The following is a 14,227-nucleotide window of genomic DNA, read 5'->3' as shown; positions in this document are numbered from 1 at the left end:
CATTATTTGGCGTGATCGTATGAATCCACCACGGCCACGGTGACCGGAAAATCTACCGGGATCCTGCCAAACAACAAATTCGCCGCCGTTTGGGCTGATTCCTCGATCGCCCTCACACACTCCTCAACGAGTTCTTGTGGCGCATGAACCATCACTTCGTCGTGCAAAAAGAACACCAACTCTGGTCGCTTCCCGGCGGGGAGATTGGTACCAATGGCGCGCAGCCGCCGTCGTAATTCCGCCAACCAGCACGCCGCCCACTCGGCGGCAGTCCCCTGAACCACAAAGTTGCGTGTGAAGCGCCCGCGCGAACGCGCCCACGAGTTGGCGCGGCGTTGCTCCTCCGCACTAGTACTTTGCTGAGAGGCCAGCCACGCCTGCGAGGGCGGTGGTGTGCTCCGTCCAAGGTGGGTGCTGACGGTGTGACCCGCTTCGCCAGCACGTGCTGCTTCTTCAACAAATCCGACGGCGCGTGGATACATCCGGGTCAGCTGCGGCATCAACCGTCCCGACTCGCCCGTGGTGGCGCCGTAAATGGCGCCGAGAAGCGCGACTTTTGCTTTGGCCCGGTCCCCGCCAAAACCTTCGGCGGCAATGCCTTCATACAGGTCCTTACGCCGGGCCGCTTCAGCCATTTTTGAGTCGTGCGCCAAAGCCACCAGAACGCGGGGCTCCAACTGCGAGGCATCCGCCACAATGAGCTTAAAACCCGGATCGGCATGTGCCGCTCCACGAATATTTTTGGGGATTTGAAGCGCCCCTCCACCACGTGAAGCCCAGCGCCCGGACACCACCCCGCCAACTACATACTCGGGACGGAATCTTCCGCTATGCACCCACGCGTCTAACCAGCTCCAGCCGTTAGCAGAGAGGAGCCTCGCGAGCTTCTTATATGCCAATAAGGGAATGATGGCGGCGTGCTGAGACTGCTGCAATTCCCACGAACGGGTGGACTTCACCTCGATGCCGTTGCGGTGCAGGGCGCGGAGTAATTCTTGAGGGGAGTCCGGATTAAGCGTGGGGGAATTCAGTAGGGTGCGGAGCTCTTGGGCGAGAGCCTCGAGCTTCTCTGGGCGGTTATTGCCGGTGGGCCGGCTCCCGAGGTATTCAGTGAGTATTTGCTCGTGTAGATCCTCCCGCCACGGCACACCAGCAAACTGCATCTCGGCAGCGATCAGACTGCCTGCAGATTCCGCGGCGAGCAAGAGTTGGAGCCGTTCGCGGTGCTGGGATTGAGCCAGGGCTGCCTGCTGCTGCGTATATTCCGCACGGAGAACTTCTAAAGTGGGGCCGCTTGGCGCACTCGTTTCTTCAAAGAGGGAGCCCTGATCTGGTGAAGGCGCCGGTGGCAAGAGCGCTTGCGGAGGTTCTGGCCGGTCTTCGGTGGTGAGAGTTTTGACAGCGTTCTTGGCGTAGTCCGTGTGGGCAGAAAACTGCGAGTAACTCAGTAATTGACCGCACAGTTGTAGATCATGGCAGCGCTCAATGATCACGCCGGCTTTGAGTAGCTCAGGGTAAAAAGCTTGTGTGCGGTGCCAGACCCAGCGTGGATGGTTTTCCTCGAGCTCTTTGACGGTTTGGGCCAGGTTGTCCCGGTGGATGACTAGTGGTTCACCCAGCGGGGTGCCGTCGGTGGCGAGCTCTTGGAGATAGACGTAATCGCGAGGCTGCCCTGAGAGGTGGGCCGATGTAGCGCCGTGCCCTGCTGGTTTCGCTCCTGCTGGCCCTGCTGGCCCTGAGGGCGCGGGGGTGTGGCTGGGCTCGGAGGCGGCCGCCAAAAGCATGGGCATTAAACTATTTTCCCTCATCAGTTGGCGGTGCGGTGCCGATTCCTTTGAACTGCCGTCCGGTTTTGTGCTGTCCGGTTTTGCGCTGTCCGGCTTAGAACCCTGTGGGTTTTCGTCTGCAGCGTTGTCTCTCTTGCAGGTTGCGGCAGGTGCGGCACTTCCCCTCCACAAGCGCTCATTTTGCTTGCTTTTCCACATAGACGCTTTGGCCCCTTATTTGAGCTCGAATACTTGGGCACGCTGAGGACATGAGCAGGCATGGAACACCCCAAACAACTGACGTAGGCCCCTCCGGCATTGAGCGGTCCCGTATCGCAGCTGCGCTCACCGGGCTGCCAGCGGAGGAAGCCGGTACTGGCCAAAATGGTGACTTCCTTTTGGTGACGGCTGCAGACTCAATCGTGGCGCAAGTGGAACGTGCGGCTGCAGCGGTTGGCGCAACCGTGATTGTGGCCGCGGACCCTGTCCAGGCGCTCCAAAACTGGGACCAAGTCGCCGAGGTCCTAGTAGGTAGCGATATTCATGATCTTCCCGCTCGCCGGCGAGCGCCAGCATTGTTGATCGGAGAGACTGCAGACGGCACTGACTTGTGGGATCAAGCAGCCCATCTTGGTGCGGAACGAGTGGTGATTCTGCCCGAAGGGATTTCGTGGCTGGCCGAGTTTATGGGCCGGCAAAATACTGATGCAGGAACGGCCCACGTGCTGGGTCTTATCGGGGCAAGCGGTGGTGTGGGAGCTACCACCGCGGCGTGCTGGCTGGCCCATCTTGGGGCGGACGCTGGCATCAGAACCCTGCTGGTTGACGGAGACCCCCAAGGCGGAGGCCTTGAACTTGCCTTAGCCGCTGAGGATGCAGCCGGCCTGCGGTGGCCGGACTTCGCTACCGTCCGCGGCAGTATCGGAGAGGATCAGCTTGCTTCCTCGTTGCCCACGGTTGGAGGGTTCGCGTTCTTGTCCTGGCCGGGGAGCAAACACGCGGTGGGTGCTGTAGACGCAGCGTCGTTGAGCGGTGTTTTGGATGCTGCGCGGCGCACTTTTGAGCTGGTGATCATCGATATCGGCAGGTCAGCTGAGCAAGTAACTAACTTTGCCTGGGACTGTGACCGAATACTGTTCTTGGCCCCACCCCAGCTCAAGGCCGCGATCTCAGCTTCTCGGATGCTTCACGAATTACCTCCAGTGCCCACGTCGTTAGTCTTCCGGGGCCGGCCGGGCAACGGTTTAGACGGTTCGGTGGTGGCGGCGGCCATTGGTGTTCCGTTCGAGTGTGCCCTGCCAAACATCCGCGGTACCGCGTCCTGCGCCGAAGACGGAAGGCTTTTGGAAGTCGCTCGCAGGCGGGCGGTCCGCAAATTTGCTAGCCGTGTTCTTTCACTAGATGAGATGGGTGGTCGGTGATGGGAACACGTCAATCGTGGCCGGCCGCGCCGTTGCCCCTGCGGCACGGCCGGCCACTGGGTGTGGAGTTGGACCCGGAATTATTAGACGTTGTCCGCCGTGAGGTCCTCAACGGTGAAGGGCCTGTGACGCCAGCACGAATTGCTGCAGCCGTTCAAAAGAGCGGACGCGTTTTGGGTGCTTCGGGAGCCCTAGCTGCGGTGGACCTGATCACTGCAGAACTCAGTGGTTTGGGGCCGCTCCAGGATCTTGCGGCAGAGCCGTCGGTTACAGACATTTTTGTGAACAGTTCGTTGGATGCGCCAGCAGAGGTTTGGGTTGACCGGGGAAGTGGGCTGGAACGCTGCCCGGTGAGCGTCGGTTCTGAACCGGAGCTGCGGCAACTAGCCATTCGTTTAGTGGCGGCGGGTGGTCGCAGGCTGGATGATGGATCGCCCTGCGTGGATGTCCGTTTGCCCGGTGGGTACAGGGTTCACGCTGTGCTGCCACCGATCTCGCCCAACGGCACTCTGCTTTCGGTACGCATCCGCCGAGCCACTACCTTCGGTATGGACGAGCTGCGGGAATTGGGCTTGTTTGATGCTGAGCTGGAAGCCGTTCTGCGGGCCATTATGGACAAACGGCTCAGCTTTTTGGTCAGCGGTGCAACTGGTTCGGGCAAAACGACACTTCTCTCAACACTCCTTGGCCTCTGCGGAAACCGAGAGCGAGTGGTGTTGATTGAGGACGCCGCAGAGCTGAACCCTGACCACAACCACGTTGTCTCGCTTGAATCCAGACATGCCAACCTAGAAGGTGGCGGTGCACTCGATCTGGGGGAGCTGGTACGTCAAGCACTTCGAATGCGGCCGGATCGGCTCATTGTGGGGGAGTGCCGCGGCGCCGAAGTCCGCGAACTTCTCGGTGCGCTGAACACCGGTCACAGCGGCGGCGGAGGGACCATCCACGCCAACGCAGCCCAAGACGTCCCGGCGCGCTTGGCCGCACTTGGTGCCCTGGCCGGGCTCAACCAGGCGGCGGTGGCTCTACAAGCGTCCAGCGCACTGGACGTGGTAATTCATTTACACCGTGGTCCGCGGGGTCGAAGGATCAGCAGCATCGGTGTAGTGGGAATGGACGCCGGTGGGCAACTGTGTGTTGTTGATGCGCTCCGCTTTGACGGGGTTTCCGTGGTGCGAGCAAAAGCTTGGGACAGTCTCCAGAAGCTGCTGACAGGCAGTGACGGTGGTCAGTCATGATTCCTTTCCTCCTCTTGTGTTGCGCCGGAGTGCTGCTATTCGCAGCAAATACCGGGTCTGTTGCGAGGATCCGGCATTTGGCAGCTCAACCAAGATTCTCTCCATTTGATGCCAGTGGGCAGCAGGGGCCTCAACTGGGTAGCCAGCGTTCTGATGTTCGCCGCCGACCCAGCGGGCAAGGTCAGCTGCGTGGTGGCGTGTCAGCGCTGATTAGCCGCTTTTCCACCACGAAGAGCGCACAGCTGGCCGAGGATGCGATGGCTATGTCTCTGTTGGTTCAACGCCTTTCTGCCTTGTTGCGTGGAGGAAGATCACCACTGCGTATGTGGGATGAGTTGAGTATTTTTTATGCCTCCGGTGCTTTGGGAACCTCCGCTGCCCGAATTTCTTCTGCTGGGTTTGCTCCTACAGCTGGGTTGCGCTCGCCAGCTTGGTTGGCACCCTCCGCACGACGGGGCTCCTCCGTTAGGCCGGCCGGCAGTTCTCTGAGCTCCGGTGCCGGGGCGCCGGTCACTTCCACAGCATCCAAGAGTTCCTTGTTTGTGGCCGGGGCTGAGCGCAAACGTGCCGCTCAGGAGAGCCAAGCTGCAGTGACTCGTGGCGAGATCTTGGCCATGCTCCGCGCAGCTCAAGGCGCCACCCTTTTAGGCCGGCCCGTTGCTCAAGCCATTGCGGAAGCCGCTACAGACGTTTTCCCCGGCAATCACTACGGCAGCCGTCAACTAAATGCTTCGCGTTCCGCAACAGGGCACGTGGCATGCCCAAGAGATATGGCCAGATACTGGCAGCAACTTGCCGCATGCCTCACCGTGGCCGAGGCCAGCGGATGCCCGCTCGCCGACGTACTCTCGCGCTTCGCTACCCAACTTGAACAAGAAGCAGACGCCCAGGCCTCGCGAGACACTGCGCTCGCCGGTCCACAAGCCACAGCCAGCCTTTTGGGTTGGTTGCCGCTTATGGGCTTTGGCCTCGGGCTGTTGATGGGAGTGGATCCAGTAGCAGTGATCGTGGGCTCACCCGTGGGCGTTGTGGTGTTCATCGCCGGAATCATCCTGATGATGGCCGGACGGATTTGGTCTTCCAAACTAGTCCAGACCGCAGCGAGGGTTCGGCTATGAATCTCCTATTGTTCTGCGCACTGTTGGCTGGCACGTACTTGCTGATCAAACCTCCGCAGTCACGGCTGTGGGCAGAGCGCATCGCTGGCGATTCCCGGCGGCAATCCGGGTCCCAAGGAAATCACGAGCGCATCCGTGAGCCACAAAGCCCTGGCACTGACCTTGACGACTTGCCCATGATGCTCGAACTCGCTGGCGCCATGCTGGACTCCGGAGCCAGCCTTTACCGTGTCCTTGAGTTATTGCGTTCCGTGAGCGAGCCCGGCTTACAAAAAGCCATGGCGCCGGTAGTCGCCGGTTTGGGACTGGGCACAGATTGGGAAACAGCCTGGCGTGGAAGCCGCTCAAGCGTTACACGCACAAGCACCAAAAGACTTATCGAAGGACTTAAAGAGGGCCTCGGTTTTGCTGCCACTACCGGGGCTCCGAGTTCAGCGATTTTGTACACACAAGCGGCCCGCATCCGGCGCCAGCAACACCGGGCAGCGGAGAAACAAGCCGCAACCTTGGGCGTACGTCTAGTGATCCCACTTGGTCTGTGCTGCTTGCCAGCGTTCATTTGCCTCGGGGTGATACCGGTTCTTCTCGCCATGCTCCCTGCAGGTCTTTGACCGACTAGAGACTCTGCCCGCTACCTGCGTGGCAGTAACCATCCACTTCGGTGGACTTAGAAAGGAAACACCATGAGTACAACGACGCTAAGCAACCAGCCACTGGCGCATAACAGTGGGCCCAGCGAAGAAGAAGAGTTCGAGAATGAACTGTGCCCCGTTTACGAGTTGCAACCGGGAATCACCAATTTCGCCCCGGTGCAGCAGCCCGATTACACACCGAAATCAAGTAGCTCTTCGGCGCCGCCCACTCCGCTTCACCCGGAGGGGAAATCCCCGCGGTTTCAACGAATCCGGGGCTCTGAAACTGGGATGGCAACTGCCGAATACGCCATAGCCACACTGGCGGCTGTGGGCCTTGCAGGGCTCTTGGTAGTGATTCTACGCAGTGCTGAGGTGCGTGGCATGTTGATGAGCATTATCAAAACGGCTCTCGCATTACCGTGAGTGCCAAACCGTGACTATTCAACAACGCCAAGGCCCAACGGCGGGGAAGTCGTTGGGCCTTGGCAGGACCCACGCCAGGACCCACGCCGGGACCCAGTTCAACGCCCAGTTCAGAACCCAGCGCAAAAATCATTGCACGCGAGACCGCGCCGGTGGCGATCGGGCTCCGGCCCTGCGGCGGCACAAAGCTGGAGAGCGTGGCGCCGTCACTGCTGAATTTGCCGTGGCGCTGCCAGCCGTTATTGCCGTTCTGGGAATGCTCTTGGGTGCTGTTGCGGCGGGTACCAGCCAGCTGCGGCTCGAGGAGGCTTCTAGGGCTGCGGCGAGGGCGCTCGCTCGTGGGGAGCCACCCGGTGAAGCGCAAGATATTGCGGTCCGCCTTGCCGGGTCTGAGGCAACGGCAACAACCACTAACGACGGCGGAGGCTGGCTCAGTGTGCAGGTTTCCGCCCCTGCCCCTGGTGTTTTGAGCGCGATTGTTCCGTGGACCCTTTCAGCGAAGGCATCGGCACGATCGGAGGAATCATATGCAGATGAACCCTAAAGATTGGCCGCGAGAGGAACGAGGTGCCGGGACGGTCTTGTCTGTGACGTTGTGCCTGGTTCTGTTGTTGCTTTTGGGGGGAATCTTGATGTTCTCTCAGGCAGCGTCGAGCGCCGTCCGGGCTGCTAAGGCTGCAGATCTTGCGGCCTTAGCAGCTGCAGACGTTGCCCGGGGATTGGCTAGTGGTGAACCGTGCGAGGTGGCGAGAGAAGTTGTTGATAAACAACGTGCCACTCTGGCTAGTTGCGAAGTACTAGGGCCGGAAGCGGACATGGTGATCGTTACGGCTACAGTGCACATTGTCCTTGGTCTCGGCGACGCCACAGGCCGGTCCAAAGCTGGCCCGCCACCCTAAATAACGGTTAGGCCTAAACGCCAGACCCTCAAAACAGCAGGCGGCCCGAAAGACTTGGCAGGCTCGGCAAGCACCAGTCCTTCAGTGCTACTTCTCCGGAGTCTGGGTGGAGTGCTTCAACAGCACATCCAACAAGGAAATGGCCGCGGCCTTATCCAGTGGGTTGTTTTTGTTCCCGCATTTGGGCGACTGCACGCAGGAAGGACAACCAGACTCGCATTCACAAGCGCGAATAGCATCGCGGGTTGCCGTGAGCCACAACTGGGCCTTGTTGAAGCCACGTTCGGCAAAACCTGCCCCGCCAGGGTGACCGTCATACACAAAAATTGTGGGGTTTTCAGTATCAGCATGAAGAGCAGTGGATACCCCGCCAACATCCCAACGATCGCTGGACGCTACCAAGGGAAGGAGCCCAATCGCCCCATGCTCAGCCGCGTGCAAAGCACCGGGGAACTGCGCCTCAATCAAGTTCGCGGCCGTGAGTGTTTTGCCGCCCACCACAAACCAAACAGCCTTGGTGAACAAATCACGGGCACCGAGCTCAAGCGGCTCTTCACCCAGAATCTCGTTAGAAATCAGGGCCTTGCGTTGAAAGGAGACTACTTGAGTCGTCACTTTGACCTCACCAAAATGCACCGTGACGGGCCCCCATTCCATGGTCCGCGAAACTTCAAGGACCTCAATCTGGGTGACGTCTCGGGCCGTGGTGTAGTAGTCCGGATTGGCGCGCTTGACCACTACACAGTGCTGTTCTTCATCGAGCTCTTCCACCAAATAGCTCTCGCCCTGGTGAACATAGATCGCGCCGCGGTGAGCCTGATAGTGAGTCTGTGGCGAGTCCATGGTGCCCAAAAGCGAACCTGTTTCGGCGTCAACAATGCTCACCGGGCCGCCACCATCGGCGCGCAAGTTCACCATGCCCGCAGCGCTCTGGGCGTGGGTCCAAAACCAACCAGCGGGCCGTCGTCGCAAATATCCTTGCTCCACCAGCTGAGCCAGCAACGTCACTGCGGTGGGACCAAACAAGGGCTCTTCGCCGTTGCGCAAGGGAAGTTCCGCTGCGGCAGCGCACAAATGGGGACCCAAAACGTACGGGTTGGAAGGATCAAAGACCGTAGCCTCCACCGCTACATCAAAAATGGCTTCAGGATGGTGGACCAAATAGGTATCCAGCGGGTCATCGCTTGCCACAAAGGCGGCGATGGCGTCCTGCCCGGCCCGGCCAGCTCTACCAATCTGCTGAAACAAAGAAGCACGCGTGCCTGGCCAACCCGCTACCAGCACGGCGTCCAAACCCGAGATATCGATCCCCAGCTCCAGAGCAGACGTGCTCGAAACCCCCAACAAGGCGCCCGAACGCAAAGCCTGCTCCAGGGCACGCCGTTCTTCTGGCAAATACCCGGAACGGTAAGCAGCCACTCGTTGGGGCAAGCTTGGATGAACCTCATGCAAAAGCCGTTTGGCGATCGAAGAAATAGTCTCGGCTCCGCGCCGGGACTTGATAAAGGCGATGGTCCTGATCTGGGCAGACACCAAATTCGCCAACAGATCAGCTGTTTCAGCAACCGCAGTCCGCCGCTCCGGGGCACCGTTCTCGCCCTTAAGCTCGGTCAGCGCAGGTTCCCAAAAAGCCACTGTGGTGGAACCGTGCGGCGAGCAATCTTCACTCACAGCCTTCACCGGTGCACCAATCAACCGGCCAAAAGATTCCGCAGGCTCGGAGGCAGTGGCGGAGGCCGCAATAAACACGGGGGAAGCGCCGTAGTGCTCGCAGATGCGGCGCAAGCGGCGCATCAAGTTAGCCACGTGGGAGCCAAAAACTCCACGGTAGCTGTGGGCTTCATCAACAATCACGTAGCGCAAGCGTCTAAAGAACCGTGCCCACCATGCGTGATTGGGCAGAATCCCAAAGTGCAGCATGTCCGGATTCGCCAAGATGACGTTCGCATGTTCACGGATCCATCGGCGTTCAGATTGTTCAGTGTCCCCGTCATACGTGGCAGCCCGCAGTGTGCCCAAACCTAAAGAGCGCAAAGCTGTGAGCTGATCGGCAGCGAGCGCTTTAGTCGGGGAGAGATATAAAGCGACGGCGCCGTCGTCGTGGATTTTTCCTGGCTCCGCGAGCACCTTGAGCTCTGAACGGTGAACGGCATCCAACATGGGTAGTTGATAGGCCAAGGATTTTCCCGAGGCCGTTCCCGTAGCAATCACCACGTGTTGGCCACCATGCGCCAAATCGGCAGCCTCGATCTGATGCCGGTACGGTTCGTGGATGCCCAGATTTCCGTAGGCGGAAACCAATTCCGGGTGAACCCACTGAGGCCATGCCGCATAAATCGCCTCGCGCGCTGGAATAACACGCACCGATTGCAGTTGCTCAGGCGCGTCTCCCCGGCCGAAGAGCGGAATCAACGAATCATGAGCAGGCACGGCTATATTGTGTCACCGACCCACAAATGAGCCGGGGACACGTACCGTGCGGCTGCCGCTACACCAACGAAAGGTTCTGAACTGGCTCGGTTGTTCCAGAAAAGACCATCACGTTGCACACTTGCTGCCAGCCCAAATGCGCATACAACTTCTGACCATCGGAGGACGCAAGCAAAAGGCCGTTCTCTACGTCATGCTCAAAAGCTTGGGCGGCAAGAGACTTCATAATAAAACTGCCCAATCCGCGGCGCTGAAATTCCGGATCAGTCACAATCGCATCAAAAACTGCAGTGTGGTTGACCACATTTACCCGCCCGCTTGCGGCCACCTTCTCACCGGCATGGACCACAACGTAGTGCACACCGTCCTTGACCGAAGTCGCTAACTCCAGATCGTCGTCGGGCAGCCAAGGGTCCTCGGTGTCCTGAGTGGCCATGTCAACGATCATCATGGTCTCCGACGTGGAGCTGACGTTCAGCCCCTTGGCAGCAGCCAAAGCCAGATAGCGTTGTGGGTCCTTGGTGAGGACAGACAACAAGCGTTTGTCGTTTTCCAAGGTCAGGGCCGCGAGAGCGGCGAATTCCTCGTCGGAAGGATCATGGGCGAAGTACTCAAACTCGCCATCCAAATTTTCACGCGGCGCTGCGTGGAAGCGTCCTTCCTTTTCTAACTTGTACCCCCGGCAACCAGCCCAGCCAGCCACCCAGACATCCAAGAGTCGTCCAGTGTCTTTGATCATGGTTTCGGTGCTCATGCTTCGAGGGTATTCCAGCTTCAGGGGATGCGACAGTGACTACCAGTAACGTATGGGTTAACTCTCAGTCTTTACACAGATGCGCGAAGGCCACGTAACCTTTAAACGTGGCCTTAAACAGAATTGTTCTTTTTTACGGATTTACCCCCATCGCAGACCCGGAAGCTGTCCGGCTCTGGCAGCGTGCCCTGTGCGAGAAACTTGGCTTGCGCGGCCGGATCCTGTTGTCCAAAGACGGTATCAACGCCACAGTGGGCGGGGAGATCGGTGCAGTAAAGCAGTACGTCAAAACCACCCGCGAATACGCCGGGTTTAAGGGCATCGACGTTAAGTGGTCAGAAGGTGGCGCAGAGGACTTTCCACGTTTGAGCGTTAAAGTTCGCGAGGAGATCGTTTCCTTCGGTGCGCCCGGCGAACTCAAAGTAGACGACGCCGGTGTTGTTGGTGGCGGAACCCACCTAAAGCCCGAGGAACTTCATGCCCTCCTCGAAGAGAAAAAAGCGGCCGGGCAAGAGGTCAAGTTCTTTGACGGTCGCAACGCCTTCGAAGCGCAGATCGGGAAGTTCAAAGACGCCATCGTTCCCGATGTGGCCACTACTCAGGACTTCATCAAAGAACTGGATTCCGGCAAGTATGACGATCTTAAGGATCAGCCGGTGGTCACCTACTGCACCGGCGGCATTCGTTGTGAAGTTCTCTCAAGCCTGATGGTTAATCGCGGGTTCAAAGAGGTTTACCAGCTCGACGGCGGAATTGTCCGGTACGGCGAGACATACAAGGACAAAGGCTTGTGGGAAGGTTCGCTGTACGTTTTTGACAAGCGTATGCACCTTGAATTTAGCGACGAGGCCAAAACGATTGGTGAGTGTGTGCGCTGCAGCGCACCAACGAGCAAGTTTGAGAACTGCTCTAATCCCTCATGCCGGAATTTGACGCTGTACTGCGCAGAGTGCGCCGCAAGCCCGGAAACCTTGCGCTGCCCGGAAGGCTGCGCCGCGTAGTTCGCGCTAGCTACTGCACCGGCCTTACTTCGCCGGCACCAATTTGTAAGCGAAGAGCAACGGCGCATCTACCGTCGTCGCGGTGATTTTTAGCGTCCCCGATGGCAGCGTGACGGGCACAATTTCTTTGTTGCCGTTGCAAGCTGCCCCTGCGTCGTGAACTGTGGCGCTACCTGATTCGAGCAAAAAGAATGCTTTACCTGTGCCTTCGCATGTGATGGTCAGAACGTACTTTCCGGCGCTGACGTTGGCCGCTGTATGGACTGAAGGGTCCCGGTTGAGGAGCTTGTCCGCAAAGGAAACTACCGACGCCGGGTCCTGGGGCATCGCGGTGGCTTGCCACGCGGGAACGTCTACGTCCTTGATTTCCGGAGTCACCGAGCAGGCGCTCAGACCAGCACCAAGGAGTAGAGCGGTGATGGGAACAACCGTGGCAGCACGGAGCGCAGAGAATCGGGCCATACCTCCAACTTACCGCCGTGGAGCACCTGCAAGAATCCACGCCTAGTCCTTGCACCAGCCAGATCCCTGCGCAGATACGATGGAGCGGTGGAAATCCCCAACAGCAATTCCCTTGAACTCCTGGCCGATTTGGCCGCCGACTTACGTGCGGCAGCCTACACGCTCGAGGGGGTGGAACAGTTCTTGGGGGCCTCGGCATGGGCAGCGCTGAACCGCGATCAACTCATTCCGGCGCTGCTGGTATCCCAGCAACACGACGCCGATCCGCTCTCGGTGATCGTCCAGTTGTGGCTACTGGCAAGGCCTCAGAGCGAAGAGCGGATCAACAACGCCTTCCCCACACTTGCTGCCGCGGGCCTCGCCGAGCTGGGGTTGGTAGAAGTCTCAGGCGCCAGCGAAAACGGCCCGCTGATCTCTGCTCTCGTTGATCTGCGTCCCTATGGTTGGGACGCAAACGCCGATGGTTCGGGCGGGGCAGAGTTGTGGGTGGCCAGTGACCTTGGCGCGCATCAGCGGCCTGGGGTTCTCCGCAAGGACCACGTGCTGGGCATCGGCCAAGCATCTACCACTTTGGTCCAGATGACAGCCCGCAGACATGTTGCCCGGGCCCTGGATTTGGGCACCGGCTGTGGCGTTCAAACGTTCCACTTATTGGGCTCTTCGGAATCAAGGGTGTAGCGAGGGTCTGAAACCTCCGGCCTCGAGCAGGCTCCTGGCTGTGTAGTTCGCGAGGTTGCGGAAGCCGAGCGCGGAGCCGCGGAGGTGCTCGAGTCGGCCGTTGATCGCCTCTGTCGGACCGTTGCTCGTGCCGGGCAGGTCGAAGAACGCGAGGACGTCCGCGGCGCGCTGCTTCAACGTCCGACCGAGCCGGCGAATCTCGGCCAGCATCGCGGGGACGCCGCTGCTGACGGAATCGATCACCGACCGCATCATCTCCTTCGCCTTCTTCTTGTCGGGTTCGCGGTAGGCGGCGACGATGCGCTGGTAGATGCCCCAGGTCGCTTCGACCTCGACGTGCTCCTCGACCGCGAACACCGCGTCCAGCCGTGCGGTCTGCTTCTCGGTGAGGAAGCTCACGCCGGTGTGGAGGGTGCGGCGGACCCCGTAGAGCGGGTCCCCGGCGTGACCGCGGTGCCCGAGAGTGTCCTGCTGAACCCTCTGCCGGGTCCGGTCCAGGGCGTCACCGGCGAGCCGGACGACATGGAACGGATCCATCACCGGGACCGCGTCGGGGAGTTCCTCGGACGCGGCGGTCTTGAACCCACTGAACCCATCCATCGCGACCACTTCGATCTGCTTCGACCACTCCTTGGGCCGGGCGGCGAGCCACTGCTTGAACACCGCCTTCGACCGACCCTCGACCATGTCCAGCAGCCGTGCGGGACCTGTCTTGTTGCGGGCGGGCGTGAGGTCGATGATCACGGTCACGTACTTGTCACCGAACCGGGTGTGACGCCAGACGTGCTCGTCGACGCCGATCGTGGTGACGCCGTCGAACCTGGCCGGATCGTCGATCAGCCGCCGCTTGCCCTCGGCGAGGATCGCGGTGTTCGCGGTGTGCCACGACACACCCAGGCCTGCCGCGGCGCGGGAGACGGTGAGGTGGTCGACCACGATCGCCTTCAGCGCCCACCCGACCCCGCCGCGGGAGATCTTCGCCCGCGGCGCCGCCGCGTTCGTCGTGTCCTGCCGCCAGGTGCGGCGGCAGTGGCCGCACCGGTAGCGGCGCACCCGCACCAGCAGCGTCGTGGGCCGGTGCCCGAACGGCTCGTGCGCGAGCGGACGCGTCACGGTGTCGCGCGGCACGCCCTCGGCGCCGCACTTCCGACACCACGGGTCATCGTCAACGACGCGGCACTCGAGTACCGCCCGGTCGGGCTCGATCAACTGGCCGATGGCTTCGAGGCCGAGCTCATCGAGACGGCAGAACGTGGTGAGGTCAGGGGTCGCGAACGTAGGGTGGTGCAAGTCGAGGTCTTCCGGCAGATGGGCAGTGTGAGAACTTCCATCCTGGAAGACCTCGACGTCTATCCACGAACCAGCCGCCGACCCTCGACTACACCCTCAACTGCGAAGAGCC

Annotated in this window: 14 protein-coding genes; 9 read left to right on the top strand and 5 right to left on the bottom strand. The window is 60.2% G+C overall.

The features are described from left to right. Positions 1-2 precede the first annotated feature (2 nt). Positions 3-1,790 (bottom strand): bifunctional 3'-5' exonuclease/DNA polymerase, encoded by a 1,788-nt coding sequence (locus ACQQCD_RS07535; protein WP_430267783.1) that lies wholly within the window; start codon positions 1,788-1,790, stop codon positions 3-5. A 245-nt stretch (positions 1,791-2,035) separates the two neighbouring features. Between ACQQCD_RS07535 and ssd the strand changes: the two genes are divergently transcribed. The 7 genes from ssd (at position 2,036) to ACQQCD_RS07500 (ending at position 7,500) form a co-directional block, all read left to right on the top strand. Next, positions 2,036-3,187, top strand: coding sequence for a septum site-determining protein Ssd (ssd, locus tag ACQQCD_RS07530; protein WP_430267782.1), 1,152 nt, complete (start codon positions 2,036-2,038; stop codon positions 3,185-3,187). Then, complete coding sequence (locus tag ACQQCD_RS07525) at positions 3,187-4,425, top strand: TadA family conjugal transfer-associated ATPase (RefSeq protein ID WP_430267781.1); 1,239 nt, start codon at positions 3,187-3,189, stop codon at positions 4,423-4,425. Before ssd ends, ACQQCD_RS07525 begins: the two co-directional genes overlap by 1 nt. Positions 4,426-4,502: 77 nt before the next feature. Further along, on the top strand, positions 4,503-5,543 hold the full coding sequence (locus ACQQCD_RS07520) for a hypothetical protein (RefSeq protein ID WP_430267780.1): 1,041 nt from the start codon (positions 4,503-4,505) through the stop codon (positions 5,541-5,543). Next, complete coding sequence (locus ACQQCD_RS07515; RefSeq protein ID WP_430267779.1) at positions 5,540-6,154, top strand: type II secretion system F family protein; 615 nt, start codon at positions 5,540-5,542, stop codon at positions 6,152-6,154. Before ACQQCD_RS07520 ends, ACQQCD_RS07515 begins: the two co-directional genes overlap by 4 nt. Before the next feature lie 72 nt (positions 6,155-6,226). Continuing rightward, entirely contained in the window at positions 6,227-6,601 is a 375-nt protein-coding gene (locus ACQQCD_RS07510) for a DUF4244 domain-containing protein (RefSeq protein ID WP_430267778.1), read from the top strand. Positions 6,602-6,611: 10 nt separating this feature from the next. Next, positions 6,612-7,145 (top strand): TadE family type IV pilus minor pilin, encoded by a 534-nt coding sequence (locus ACQQCD_RS07505; protein WP_430267777.1) that lies wholly within the window; start codon positions 6,612-6,614, stop codon positions 7,143-7,145. Beyond that, positions 7,135-7,500 (top strand): Rv3654c family TadE-like protein, encoded by a 366-nt coding sequence (locus tag ACQQCD_RS07500; protein ID WP_430267776.1) that lies wholly within the window; start codon positions 7,135-7,137, stop codon positions 7,498-7,500. Before ACQQCD_RS07505 ends, ACQQCD_RS07500 begins: the two co-directional genes overlap by 11 nt. 87 nt (positions 7,501-7,587) lie before the next feature. Here ACQQCD_RS07500 and ACQQCD_RS07495 read toward each other — a convergent pair whose 3' ends face one another. Then, the gene (locus ACQQCD_RS07495) at positions 7,588-9,930 is read right to left on the bottom strand and encodes a DEAD/DEAH box helicase (RefSeq protein ID WP_430267775.1); all 2,343 of its coding nucleotides are present in this window, start codon (positions 9,928-9,930) and stop codon (positions 7,588-7,590) included. Positions 9,931-9,988: 58 nt separating this feature from the next. Continuing rightward, positions 9,989-10,684, bottom strand: a complete 696-nt coding sequence (locus ACQQCD_RS07490; RefSeq protein WP_430267774.1) for a GNAT family N-acetyltransferase — start codon at positions 10,682-10,684, stop codon at positions 9,989-9,991. A gap of 107 nt (positions 10,685-10,791) precedes the next feature. Here ACQQCD_RS07490 and ACQQCD_RS07485 point away from each other — a divergent pair, with 107 nt between their 5' ends. Beyond that, a complete protein-coding gene (locus ACQQCD_RS07485; protein WP_430267773.1) occupies positions 10,792-11,685 on the top strand; it encodes a rhodanese-related sulfurtransferase in 894 nt (297 codons plus the stop codon). A 24-nt stretch (positions 11,686-11,709) separates the two neighbouring features. Here ACQQCD_RS07485 and ACQQCD_RS07480 read toward each other — a convergent pair whose 3' ends face one another. Further along, positions 11,710-12,147, bottom strand: coding sequence for a hypothetical protein (locus ACQQCD_RS07480; RefSeq protein WP_430267772.1), 438 nt, complete (start codon positions 12,145-12,147; stop codon positions 11,710-11,712). Positions 12,148-12,234: 87 nt separating this feature from the next. On the opposite strand from ACQQCD_RS07480, the gene ACQQCD_RS07475 reads away from it, so the two are divergent. Continuing rightward, positions 12,235-12,825 carry a DUF7059 domain-containing protein gene (locus tag ACQQCD_RS07475; RefSeq protein WP_430267771.1) on the top strand — a complete coding sequence of 197 codons (591 nt, stop codon included), beginning with the start codon at positions 12,235-12,237 and terminating at the stop codon, positions 12,823-12,825. Here the strand turns inward: ACQQCD_RS07475 and ACQQCD_RS07470 are convergent. Continuing rightward, positions 12,814-14,115 (bottom strand): ISL3 family transposase, encoded by a 1,302-nt coding sequence (locus ACQQCD_RS07470; RefSeq protein WP_364275828.1) that lies wholly within the window; start codon positions 14,113-14,115, stop codon positions 12,814-12,816. The genes ACQQCD_RS07475 and ACQQCD_RS07470 overlap by 12 nt on opposite strands. Positions 14,116-14,227 lie beyond the last annotated feature (112 nt).

Origin of the sequence: Pseudarthrobacter sp. J1763, from assembly GCF_050490295.1 — a bacterium.
In the GTDB taxonomy this organism is placed as follows: domain Bacteria; phylum Actinomycetota; class Actinomycetes; order Actinomycetales; family Micrococcaceae; genus JBNPEO01.
The sequence above is the reverse complement of the archived record's forward strand: the minus strand, read 5'-3'. Positions and strand labels throughout refer to the sequence as shown.

Bases quoted from the DNA above. Each gene is read 5' to 3' on its own strand.
- ssd (WP_430267782.1), top strand. From the start codon at position 2,036: ATGAGCAGGCATGGAACACCCCAAACAACTGACGTAGGCCCCTCCGGC.
- ACQQCD_RS07480 (WP_430267772.1), bottom strand. From the start codon at position 12,147: ATGGCCCGATTCTCTGCGCTCCGTGCTGCCACGGTTGTTCCCATCACC.
- ACQQCD_RS07525 (WP_430267781.1), top strand. From the start codon at position 3,187: ATGGGAACACGTCAATCGTGGCCGGCCGCGCCGTTGCCCCTGCGGCAC.
- ACQQCD_RS07490 (WP_430267774.1), bottom strand. From the start codon at position 10,684: ATGAGCACCGAAACCATGATCAAAGACACTGGACGACTCTTGGATGTC.
- ACQQCD_RS07535 (WP_430267783.1), bottom strand. From the start codon at position 1,790: ATGCCCATGCTTTTGGCGGCCGCCTCCGAGCCCAGCCACACCCCCGCG.
- ACQQCD_RS07510 (WP_430267778.1), top strand. From the start codon at position 6,227: ATGAGTACAACGACGCTAAGCAACCAGCCACTGGCGCATAACAGTGGG.
- ACQQCD_RS07515 (WP_430267779.1), top strand. From the start codon at position 5,540: ATGAATCTCCTATTGTTCTGCGCACTGTTGGCTGGCACGTACTTGCTG.
- ACQQCD_RS07500 (WP_430267776.1), top strand. From the start codon at position 7,135: ATGAACCCTAAAGATTGGCCGCGAGAGGAACGAGGTGCCGGGACGGTC.